Source organism: Ruminococcus sp. NATIVEDY161, from assembly GCF_045819895.1.
In the GTDB taxonomy this organism is placed as follows: Bacteria; Bacillota; Clostridia; order Oscillospirales; family Acutalibacteraceae; genus Ruminococcoides.
This window is the reverse complement of sequence record NZ_CP162392.1, coordinates 2,399,048-2,409,761: the sequence shown is the minus strand read 5'-3', so window position 1 is coordinate 2,409,761 and position 10,714 is coordinate 2,399,048. Positions and strand designations below refer to the sequence as shown.

The window sequence follows — 10,714 nt, the reverse complement described above, 5'->3', positions numbered from 1 at the left end:
TCATTTTACGATGTATATTTCTGCTATTTGTTCATTATATGAAATATTTTTGCAAGTTTTTTTAAAAATGTTTCATTTTTCTCTTGACAAAATGAATTAATCGGAGTATACTTGCATCAATGACACAGCAAGGGCGCTGACGGAACATTACCGTTAGTGCCCTCTTTTTTATGTCAAATGTATATTGGGGGTAATCTTATGACAAACGTACCGCAGATTTTCGGCAGTATGGTTTTTAACGACAAAGTTATGCAGGAAAGACTGCCTAAGACCACCTATAAGGGGCTGAAAAAGACCGTTGAAAACGGCGAACAGCTCGACATCAGCGTTGCAAACGTTGTGGCGAACGCCATGAAGGACTGGGCGGTTGAGCTTGGATGTACACATTACACTCATTGGTTCCAGCCGATGACGGGCGTTACAGCCGAAAAGCACGACAGCTTTATTCAGCCGGGCGGCGACGGCGTTATTATGGAATTTTCGGGCAAGGAGCTTATTAAGGGCGAGCCCGACGCGTCGAGTTTCCCAAGCGGCGGAATCCGCGCGACCTTTGAAGCGAGAGGATATACGACATGGGATCCTACTTCTCCGGCGTTTGTAAGGGATTCAACCCTTTATATTCCGACGGCGTTTTGCTCGTACACGGGAGAAGTGCTCGATAAGAAAACTCCGCTGCTCCGCTCAATGGAAAAGCTCAGTCAAGAGGCTGTAAAGGTGTTAAAGCTATTGGGCAAGGACGTTAAGCGCGTTACCACGACAGTTGGCCCTGAGCAGGAGTACTTTTTAATTGATAAAGAGATGTACGACAAACGCCCTGACCTAATTTACACAGGCAGAACGCTTTTCGGTGCGATGGCGCCTAAAGGTCAGGAGCTTGAGGATCATTACTTCGGCTCAATCAAGACAAGGGTTGCCGCGTATATGCGAGATTTGGACGAGGAGCTTTGGAAGCTCGGCGTACTGGCTAAGACAAAGCACAACGAGGTTGCGCCGTCGCAGCACGAGCTTGCGCCGATTTTCTCGACCTCGAACATCGCGACCGACCACAACGAGCTTACAATGGAGCTTATGAAGAAGGTTGCCGAACGTCACGGACTTGTATGTTTGCTTCATGAAAAGCCATTTAAGGGCGTTAACGGCTCGGGCAAGCACAACAACTGGTCAATCTCGACCGATACAGGCGAAAACCTGCTCGATCCGGGCAAAGCTCCCGAGGATAATATTCAGTTCCAGCTGTTCCTTGCCGCGATCATCAAGGCGGTTGACGAGTATCAGGATTTGCTGAGGATTACTGTCGCTTCGGCAGGAAACGACCACCGTTTGGGCGCGAACGAAGCTCCGCCTGCGATTATCTCGATGTACCTCGGTGACGATTTGGGCGCTTTGGTTGAGAGCATTATCAACGGCACGGAGTACCGCAGCCACGCCAAGCTTAAAATGGAAACAGGCGTTGACGCTCTGCCGACCTTCCGCAAGGATAATTCGGACAGAAACCGCACCTCGCCGTTTGCGTTTACCGGCAATAAGTTTGAGTTCAGAGCGCTCGGTTCTTCGCTGAATATCGCCTGTCCCAACTATATGCTCAATACCATGGTAGCCGAGGAGCTCAGCGGTTTTTATGAAAAGCTGAACGGCGAAACCGATATTTATACAGCGGTTAAGGCGCTTGTTAAGGAAACACTTACCGCCCATCAGCGTATTATATTTAACGGTGACAACTACACCGACGAGTGGGTTGAAGAAGCCGCAAGGCGCGGACTGTGCAACTACAAGTCGCTTCCCGACGCGATGGAGCACTATATTGATAAGAAAAACATTGATTTGTTTGTAAAGCACGGCATTGTATCGGAGCAGGAGATTCACGCGAGGTATGAGATTGAGCTTGAACACTACTCAAAGCAGCTCAACATTGAGGCGCTGTCAATGCTCGAAATGGCTAAAAGGGACATCACGCCTGCGGTTATTACTTTTATTAACGAGCTGGCTCAGACCGTTTCTTTCAAAAAGCAAGCGTCGCCGTTTATGTCCTGTTACGCCGAGGAAAGCTTGTTAAAGAGCCTTTCCGAGGAGCTTGAAGCTTTTGTTAAAAAGACTGACGAGCTCGAAGCGGCGGTTAAAAACGCGGCTGATTACAGCGGAGAAAACCTTGAACACGCCAAGTATTTCAGGAACACCGTCTTTGCGCTTATGGAAGAGCTCAGAGCTGTGGGAGATGAAATGGAGACGGAAATGCCCTCAAAGTACTGGCCGTATCCGTCTTACGGCGAAATCCTTTTCGGAGTATAAACTATTTATTATTTGTCATATATGTTAGCTAAAATCAAATTATCGGAGGTAGATTAATTATGTGTGGTATTGTTGGCTATGTAGGTCCGCGCGACTGTACTGAGGTGCTTGTTTCGGCGCTGAAAAAGCTTGAATACAGGGGCTATGATTCCGCAGGAATCGCAGTATTTGAGAACGGCAAAATTGAAGTTGCCAAAACTAAGGGCAGGCTCTCAGACCTTGAAACTAAAATGGAAAAGGAAGGCAAGCCGAACGGTCACGCCGGAATCGGTCACACACGCTGGGCAACTCACGGCGAGCCGTCAGACGTGAACTCTCATCCCCATTCGGGCAGGCGCGTTACTATTGTACATAACGGCATTATCGAAAATTATAAAGAGCTTAAACAGTTTTTGATTGACAACGAGCGGACTGACTTTTTGTCGGACACCGACACCGAGGTTGTCGCTCAGCTGCTCGACTTTTACTACGACGGCAACCCTGTCCGCTGTATCCGCAAGGTGCTGCACGAAATCAGAGGCTCGTATGCTCTGGGAATTGTGTTTGCAGACCGTCCCGAGACGGTATATGCTGTCAGGTGCGAAAGTCCGCTGATTGTCGGTCAGGGCACGGGCGAAGTATTTGTCGCCTCGGACGTTCCCGCGATTATCAAGTATACAAAGGATTACTACCTTTTGGAGTACGGTGAGATTGCGGTGCTCAAAAACGGCTCGGTTCACTTTTGCAGTTTGCACGGCAGAATGATAGACAAGGAGCTTCACACCGCCGACTGGGACGAGGACAGCGCCGAAAAATGCGGTTATCCGCACTTTATGATTAAGGAGATTAACGAGCAGCCGACGGCGGTTAAGACAACAATTACTCCGCGGATTGAAAACGGCTTGCCGAACCTTGAGGAGTGCGGAATTACGCCCGAAATTTTACGGAGCTTTAACAATATATTTATCGTTGCCTGCGGTACGGCTATGCACGCAGGAATGGTCGGTAAGTATGTGATTGAAAAAATCGCGAGGGTGTCGGTTACGGTTGACATCGCTTCCGAGTTCAGATACCGCGATCCGCTTATCGGTGAAAACGATTTGGTTATTATCATCAGCCAGTCGGGCGAAACAGCCGACTCAAAGGCAGTGCTGAACCTTGTTAAGGGTACAGGCGCAAAATCGCTGGCTATTGTAAATGTTAAGGGCAGTTCGATCGCGCGTGAGGCGGATATGGTTATCTACACTCATGCAGGCCCTGAGATTGCCGTGGCTTCGACAAAGGCGTATATGGTTCAGCTTTCGGTGATGTATTTGCTGGCGTTTGAAATGGCGTTTGCAAAGGGCAAAATCAGCGAGGAACAATGCCGTCAGCTTACCTCGGAGCTTGTATCAATGCCCGCGAAGATTGAGGAGACAATCGGCAAGGTGCTCGACACCTGCCAGTATGTTTCCACAAAGCTGATTACCGCGGACAGCCTACTGTATATCGGCAGAGGACTTGACTATGCGCTGTCGATGGAAGGCTCGCTGAAGCTGAAGGAAATTTCGTATATTCATTCCGAGAGCTACGCGGCAGGTGAGCTTAAGCACGGCACAATCTCGCTTGTAGAGGACGGAATGCCCGTAATCGCCGTAGCAACGCAGAACAGTCTGCTTGAAAAGACGGTTTCTAATATTAAAGAGGTCAAGGCGCGCGGAGCGATGACGATTGTAATTTGCGACGAGCACGCCGACATTGACCGCGACGCGGCGGATTACTTAATCAGAATTCCCAAGCTTAATGAAACGCTAATGCCGATGCTTGCAACGGTTCCGATGCAGCTCTTGGCGTATTACACCTCGGTCAACAAGGGTAATGATGTTGATAAACCGAGGAATTTGGCAAAATCGGTTACTGTAGAGTAACGATTATATAATATATTTTTCGCGTAACGGCGGCAAAAACATTGTATTTTGATAAACAGTGAATACAAACGTTTAATTCAAAACAAACCTTCCCTGCGAAACAGTATTGTAACAATGCGACCGGTGATAAACAGTGATACTAACATTTAATTCACTACAAACCCTTCCCGCGAAACACCGACAAAAGCATTAACGCCGACCTAAAGTACGCGAACTAAAAGACGCTATCTTCCGATAGGCTAACATATGACAACGCAAAGGCGCGTTCTCCAAACGGAGGCGCGCCTTTGTGCTTGTACAACAAATTTTAAGGAGTGATTTAAGTGAGTGAAAGTGTAAGAGAACTTATTACTCAAATGACAAACGAACAGCTTTTTGCCGTGTGGTTTTTAATCGGCGCGGCGCTGGTGTTCTGGATGCAGGCAGGCTTTGCGATGGTTGAGGCAGGCTTTACCAGAGCGAAAAACACAGGCAACATCATTATGAAAAACCTGATGGATTTTTGTATCGGTACGGTTACATTTATCCTAATCGGCTTTAGTCTTTTGATGGGCGAGGATTTGCTCGGCTTTATCGGTCAGCCAGGATTTGACCTGTTCAGCTCGTACGCGAATTTTGATTTTTCGAGCTTTGTGTTTAACCTTGTTTTCTGCGCAACTACCGCGACGATTGTGTCCGGCGCTATGGCTGAAAGGACAAAGTTTTTGTCCTACTGCGTATACTCAGGCATTATTTCCGCTGTGATTTATCCGATTGAAGCGCACTGGATTTGGGGCGGCGGATGGCTGAGCACGCTCGGCTTCCACGACTTTGCAGGCTCCTGCGCAATTCATATGGTAGGCGGTATCTCGGCGCTTATCGGCGCGAAGATTTTGGGAGCGCGTATCGGCAAATTCAAGAGGGACGAAAACGGCAAGGTCGTAAAGGTCGGCGCTTTTCCGGGTCACAACATTGCGCTCGGTGCGCTCGGCGTATTTATCCTTTGGCTCGGCTGGTACGGCTTTAACGGCGCGGCGGCGACTTCTGTTGAACAGCTCGGTTCTATCTTTTTAACAACTACCGTCTCCCCTGCCCTGGCCACGGTTGTGTGTATGATTTTCACTTGGATTAAGTACGGCAAGCCTGACGTCAGTATGTGCCTTAACGCCTCTCTTGCAGGCTTGGTGGCGATTACCGCAGGCTGTGACGTTACCGACGCTTTCGGCGCGATTGTTATCGGCGTTGTGTCGGGACTGCTCGTTGTATTCGGCGTGTGGCTGCTCGACTACAAGCTGCATATCGACGACCCTGTAGGCGCTGTGGCTGTTCATATGTTGAACGGTATTTGGGGTACTCTGGCTGTCGGATTATTCGCAACGGATTCCGCACCCGGTTACTCGATTGCAAACGCCTCGGGCGTTAAGCTGACAGGTCTTTTCTATGGCGGCGGAGTAGAGCTGCTCGGCTTGCAGCTTTTGGGATTTCTCTCGGTTGCAGCATGGACGGCAGTCACAATGACCTGCGTGTTCTTCCTAATCAAAAAGATTTTCGGACTTCGCGTATCTCGCGAGGAAGAAACCCTCGGTCTGGACATTACCGAGCACGGTATGCCGTCGGCATACGCAGGATTTTCAATGGTTCCCGAGTATATTGAGGAAGGCTCTTCACCGGTGCTTGTCAGCGGAGATATTCCTGTTGCTGAGGCAGTTGAGGTTAAGAAGGTTCCGACATTTGACGAGGGCAAGCCTAAGATTACAAAGGTTGAAATCGTATGCAAGGAATCGCGGCTTGAGGCGCTTAAAAACGCTATGATGGCTATAGGCATTGACGGTATGACAGTCAGTCATGTTCTCGGCTGCGGAACTCAAAAGGGCAAGCCCGAATATTACCGCGGTGTTCAGATTGAAGCCAATCTTCTGCCGAAGGTTCAGGTTGACATTGTGGTCTGCACCGTTCCCGTCAGCAAGGTAATTGACGCCGCAAAGAGGACGCTTTATACAGGTCACATTGGCGACGGAAAAATCTTTGTTTATGACGTCGAGGACGTTGTGAAGGTCAGAACAGGTCAGACAGGACTTGAAGCGATGGAGCATTTTGACTATATGTAAAAATAAATATATATAAATAACCCCGGCAAGTACGAGTTTGTAACCCTCATATTTGCCGGGGATATTGTATATAACGGATTGCCGTTTGTTTTAAATAATCGCGTTCTTCATTTCACGGACATATCTTCCGATATATTCGGGCGCATCCTTGCCGTATTTCTCCAGCAGGCGGACAATCGCAGAACCGACAATCGCGCCGTCAGCAATTCCTGCCATCTTTTTTGCCTGCTCGGGTGTGGAAATGCCAAAGCCGATTGCGCAAGGAACGCTTGTATTTTCGCGGATGACCTTGACAATAGCGCCGAGGTCGGTGGTGATTTCACTGCGTACACCCGTAACGCCGAGACTCGATACCAAATAGATAAAGCCTTCCGCTTCCTTGGCAATCATTCCGATGCGGTTTTCGGACGTCGGCGCAATTAAAGAGATTAAATCCACATCATAACGGCAGCAGACCTCTGAGAATTCTTCCTTTTCCTCAAAGGGAATGTCGGGCAGAATCAAGCCGTCTATGCCGATTTCACTGCAAATGGAAATGAACTTTTCCGCGCCGTAGGAATATACAACGTTTGCGTAGGTCATAAAGACCATCGGCACGGTAACGTCTTTGCGCAAATCGCGCACAAGGTCAAAAATTTTGTCGGTATCTACTCCGCCGCTGAGGGCGCGGATATTTGCCGCCTGAATTACAGGTCCTTCGGCAGTCGGATCGGAAAAAGGTATTCCGAGTTCAATCAAATCAGCGCCGTTTTGCGCCATTTCACGGACTGCCGCCGCTGTTGTTTGCAAGTCGGGATCGCCGCAGGTGATAAACGGAATAAACGCCTTGCCGTTTTGAAAAGCCTTTGCGATATTACTCATAAATATCCTCCCCTCTGTAACGCGCGATAGCCGCGCAGTCCTTGTCTCCCCTGCCTGAAACGGTTATGACGATAATTTTATCCTTACCAAGTGTGGGCGCAAGCTTCATAGCGTAGGCGACCGCGTGCGCGGATTCAATCGCGGGAATAATGCCCTCGGTTTTTGAGAGATACTCAAAGGCGTTAACCGCTTCGTCGTCGGTAATCGCGACATATTCAGCCCTGCCTGTGTCGTGAAGATTAGCGTGCTCGGGACCTACGCCGGGATAGTCGAGCCCTGCCGAAATTGAATAAACAGGCGCGATTTGTCCGTGCTTATCCTGGCAAAAATATGATTTCATACCGTGAAAGATCCCGAGCCTTCCGGTGGAAATAGTCGCGGCGGTTTCAAAGGTATCAATTCCCCTGCCAGCCGCCTCGCATCCGATAAGCCTTACATCCTTATTCTCAATAAAGTGATAAAAGCTGCCGATTGCGTTTGAGCCGCCGCCCACGCAGGCGATTACGGCGTCGGGGAGTCTGCCCTCTTTTTTGAGCATTTGCTCCTTAATCTCTTTGGAAATTACCGCCTGAAAGTCTCGGACAATAGTCGGGAACGGATGCGGCCCCATAACCGAGCCTAAGCAATAGTGGGTGTCGGAAATACGGTTTGTCCACTCGCGCATTGCTTCACTTACCGCGTCCTTTAGTGTCCGCGTTCCGCTTTTTACTGCAACGACCTCTGCACCGAGAAGTCTCATTCTGTATACGTTGAGCGCTTGGCGGATAGTGTCCTCCTCGCCCATAAACACAACACATTCCATATCGAGCAGAGCCGCAGCAGTGGCGGTGGCAACGCCGTGCTGACCGGCGCCTGTTTCGGCAATCAGGCGTGTTTTTCCCATCTTTTTTGCGAGCAGCGCCTGACCGAGAACGTTATTGATTTTATGCGCTCCGGTGTGGTTCAAATCCTCGCGCTTCAAATAGATTTTCGCACCGCCGAGGTTTTCCGTCATCCGCTTGGCATAATAAAGCCTTGACGGGCGGTTGGCGTATTCGTTAAAAAGCTCTGCAAGCTCGCGGTTAAACTCGGGATCGTTTTTATAGTGATTATACGCTTCTTCAAGCTCAATCACGGCGTTCATCAGCGTTTCGGGAATATACTGACCGCCGTGAATTCCGAATCGTCCGTTTGGGTTTGTCATTCTGCTTCTTCCTTTCTTACAGCCGCGGCAAATTCCGCCATTTTCTCCTTATCCTTAAAGCCGTCCTTTTCAATTCCCGTGCTTACGTCAAGCGCGTATGGGTGAAGCTTGTGCATTGCGGCGGTTACATTTTCCGCGTTAAGACCTCCTGCGAGGAAATACGGCTTTTTGAAATTATCAATCAAATTCCAGTCAAAGGTTTTTCCCTCGCCTGTGCCGGCGTCAAGAATTATGTAGTCGGCAATTGTTTCTTCCGCCGCGGCAACGTCAGCCTCGCTGTGAATTTGGAACGCCTTAATAACCGGTTTGCCGGTTTCTTTTTGAATTCGTGTGATGTACTCGGGGCTTTCGTCGCCGTGGAGCTGAGCCGCGTCGATAATGCCGAGATTTAACAGCGAAATAACCTGACTGATGTCCTCGTTCAGAAAAACGCCGACAGCCTTGATGTCCTTGCTCAGAAGATTTTTCAAATCGACCGCCTGTTTATATCCGACTCTGCGTTTGCTGTTTGGGGCGAATACAAAGCCTATGTAATCGGGTTTTATTTCATTGGCGGCTTGTATATCGCACGGACGGGTCAGTCCGCAAAATTTTATTTTAGTCATCATAACCTCTTAATTCATTTAATTTTTGCTTTTTGTCTGCGGCTCTCATCAGCGTTTCACCGATTAACGCCGCGTCAGCGCCTATTTCACGCAGGATTTGCACGTCCCGGGGAGTTTTTACTCCGCTTTCCGAAACAAAAATCACGTCCTTCGGTATCAGCCTTCTGAGACGGCGGCTGTTCTGAGTATCAACGGTGAAATCCTTTAAATTGCGGTTGTTAACGCCGATTATTCTCGCGCCGCAGTCAAGCGCTGTTTTTACTTCATTTTCATCGTGAGCTTCTACAAGTGCAGAAAGTCCGAGAGTATCGCAAATTTCCAAATACTCATTGATTTGCTTTTTGCTCAGAATTGAGCAAATCAGCAGTACCGCCGACGCGCCGAGGCACTTTGCCTCGTAAATCATATATTCGTCCACGGTAAAATCCTTGCGAAGGCAAGGGATATTTACTGCCGCGGCAATCTCCTGCAAATAACTATCGCTGCCCAAAAACCACTTTGGCTCGGTCAGCACGGAAATACAATCTGCTCCTGCGCTTTCGTATTCCTTCGCGATTTGAAGATAAGGAAAATCCGCGGCGATTACGCCCTTTGACGGTGAGGCTTTTTTGCACTCGCAGATGAATGATATTCCGTCCTTTTTCAGCGCTTTTTCAAACTCAAAATTCCCGCGCGGCAGAGCAAAGGCGTGGCGTTTTAATTCTTCAAGAGAAATATTTTTTCTTGCACGTGCGACACGCTGTTTGGCGTATTCAGCGAGTTCGTCGAGAATCGTCATACTTCCACCTCGGGGCGGTTGCTAACTTCAATTACCATTTCGAGTGTTTTAAGCGCCGCGCCTGAGTCAATCAGCTCGGCGGCAAGCGCTATGCCGCTTTTCAGGCTGTCCGCCTTATCGTACAGGTATAGCGCCGCGCCTGCATTCATAAGCACCGCGTTGCGCATATGACCTTGCTTTCCGCTGAGAATATCGCGCGTAATTTGCGCGTTTTCTTCAGGTGTGCCGCCTTTCAAATCCGCTTTTGTGCAACGCTCAAAGCCGAACTGCTCGGGCTTGATGGTGTAGGTTTTGAACCAGCCGTTGTTGATTTCACAAATCTTTGTCGGCGCGCTCATCGAGATTTCATCGAGCTTATCCTGACCGAAAACGACCATACCTCTTTTTACGCCGAGGTTAATCAGTACCTGCGCCAACGGCTCAACAAGGTACTCGTCGTATACACCAAGCAGTTGACGCTTGGGAGATGCAGGATTTGTTAGCGGCCCGAGGATGTTAAACACCGTGCGGAAGCCAAGCTCGCGGCGGATAGCGCCGACATATTTCATAGAGGTGTGGTACTTCTGCGCGAAGAAAAAGCACATTCCTGCTTCACTTAGCATTTCAATACAGCGGTCCGGACTTTGGTTGATGTTAACTCCGAGAGCTTCAAGGCAATCGGCTGTGCCGCTGTTTGATGAAGCCGCGCGGTTGCCGTGCTTTGCAATCTTTACTCCGCCTGCCGCCGCGACTAACGCCGAGGTAGTTGAGATATTAAAGCTCTGCGCGTTGTCGCCGCCTGTGCCGACAATCTCGAGCACGTCCATACCTGTTTCTACCTTTGTCGCGTGGTCGCGCATAGCGGCGGCGCATCCGGCGATTTCGTCGGTTGTCTCAGCCTTTGCGCTTTTGGTTGACAATGCCGCCAAAAACGCCGCATTCTGCGTGGGAGAAGTTTCACCGCTCATAATTTCATTCATAACGGTATACGCTTCGTCGTAGGTTAAATCTTCCTTGTTTACAATTTTTGCAATAGCTTCTTTTATCAT

8 protein-coding genes are annotated in these 10,714 nt (G+C 49.2%); 3 read left to right on the top strand and 5 right to left on the bottom strand.

Going from position 1 to position 10,714, the window contains the following annotated elements:
- Positions 1 to 198: 198 nt before the first annotated feature.
- From AB1I50_RS11455 to AB1I50_RS11445, 3 genes are all read left to right on the top strand, one after another.
- The gene (locus AB1I50_RS11455; protein ID WP_407724131.1) at positions 199 to 2,286 is read left to right on the top strand and encodes a glutamine synthetase III family protein; all 2,088 of its coding nucleotides are present in this window, start codon (positions 199 to 201) and stop codon (positions 2,284 to 2,286) included.
- A 59-nt stretch (positions 2,287 to 2,345) separates the two neighbouring features.
- Positions 2,346 to 4,172: a glutamine--fructose-6-phosphate transaminase (isomerizing) gene (gene glmS / locus AB1I50_RS11450; RefSeq protein WP_407724130.1), complete on the top strand. Its 1,827-nt coding sequence runs from the start codon at positions 2,346 to 2,348 to the stop codon at positions 4,170 to 4,172.
- Positions 4,173 to 4,528: 356 nt separating this feature from the next.
- The gene (locus tag AB1I50_RS11445) at positions 4,529 to 6,259 is read left to right on the top strand and encodes an ammonium transporter (protein WP_407725346.1); all 1,731 of its coding nucleotides are present in this window, start codon (positions 4,529 to 4,531) and stop codon (positions 6,257 to 6,259) included.
- Between the two features lie 90 nt (positions 6,260 to 6,349).
- On the opposite strand, the gene trpA is transcribed toward AB1I50_RS11445, so the two are convergent.
- Genes trpA through trpD form a run of 5 tightly spaced genes read right to left on the bottom strand, consistent with a single transcriptional unit; the run spans position 6,350 to position 10,714 of the window.
- The gene (trpA, locus tag AB1I50_RS11440) at positions 6,350 to 7,120 is read right to left on the bottom strand and encodes a tryptophan synthase subunit alpha (protein ID WP_407724129.1); all 771 of its coding nucleotides are present in this window, start codon (positions 7,118 to 7,120) and stop codon (positions 6,350 to 6,352) included.
- Positions 7,113 to 8,303, bottom strand: a complete 1,191-nt coding sequence (gene trpB / locus AB1I50_RS11435) for a tryptophan synthase subunit beta (protein ID WP_407724128.1) — start codon at positions 8,301 to 8,303, stop codon at positions 7,113 to 7,115. Before trpB ends, trpA begins: the two co-directional genes overlap by 8 nt.
- Positions 8,300 to 8,908, bottom strand: coding sequence for a phosphoribosylanthranilate isomerase (locus AB1I50_RS11430; RefSeq protein WP_407724127.1), 609 nt, complete (start codon positions 8,906 to 8,908; stop codon positions 8,300 to 8,302). The genes trpB and AB1I50_RS11430 overlap by 4 nt, the downstream gene beginning before the upstream one ends.
- Complete coding sequence (gene trpC, locus AB1I50_RS11425) at positions 8,901 to 9,686, bottom strand: indole-3-glycerol phosphate synthase TrpC (protein ID WP_407724126.1); 786 nt, start codon at positions 9,684 to 9,686, stop codon at positions 8,901 to 8,903. Before trpC ends, AB1I50_RS11430 begins: the two co-directional genes overlap by 8 nt.
- Positions 9,683 to 10,714: an anthranilate phosphoribosyltransferase gene (trpD, locus tag AB1I50_RS11420; protein WP_407724124.1), complete on the bottom strand. Its 1,032-nt coding sequence runs from the start codon at positions 10,712 to 10,714 to the stop codon at positions 9,683 to 9,685. The genes trpC and trpD overlap by 4 nt, the downstream gene beginning before the upstream one ends.

Coding starts and splice junctions, on each gene's coding strand:
- trpB (WP_407724128.1), bottom strand. CDS start 8,303: ATGACAAACCCAAACGGACGATTCGGAATTCACGGCGGTCAGTATATT.
- AB1I50_RS11455 (WP_407724131.1), top strand. CDS start 199: ATGACAAACGTACCGCAGATTTTCGGCAGTATGGTTTTTAACGACAAA.
- trpD (WP_407724124.1), bottom strand. CDS start 10,714: ATGATAAAAGAAGCTATTGCAAAAATTGTAAACAAGGAAGATTTAACC.
- trpC (WP_407724126.1), bottom strand. CDS start 9,686: ATGACGATTCTCGACGAACTCGCTGAATACGCCAAACAGCGTGTCGCA.
- glmS (WP_407724130.1), top strand. CDS start 2,346: ATGTGTGGTATTGTTGGCTATGTAGGTCCGCGCGACTGTACTGAGGTG.
- AB1I50_RS11430 (WP_407724127.1), bottom strand. CDS start 8,908: ATGACTAAAATAAAATTTTGCGGACTGACCCGTCCGTGCGATATACAA.
- trpA (WP_407724129.1), bottom strand. CDS start 7,120: ATGAGTAATATCGCAAAGGCTTTTCAAAACGGCAAGGCGTTTATTCCG.
- AB1I50_RS11445 (WP_407725346.1), top strand. CDS start 4,529: ATGACAAACGAACAGCTTTTTGCCGTGTGGTTTTTAATCGGCGCGGCG.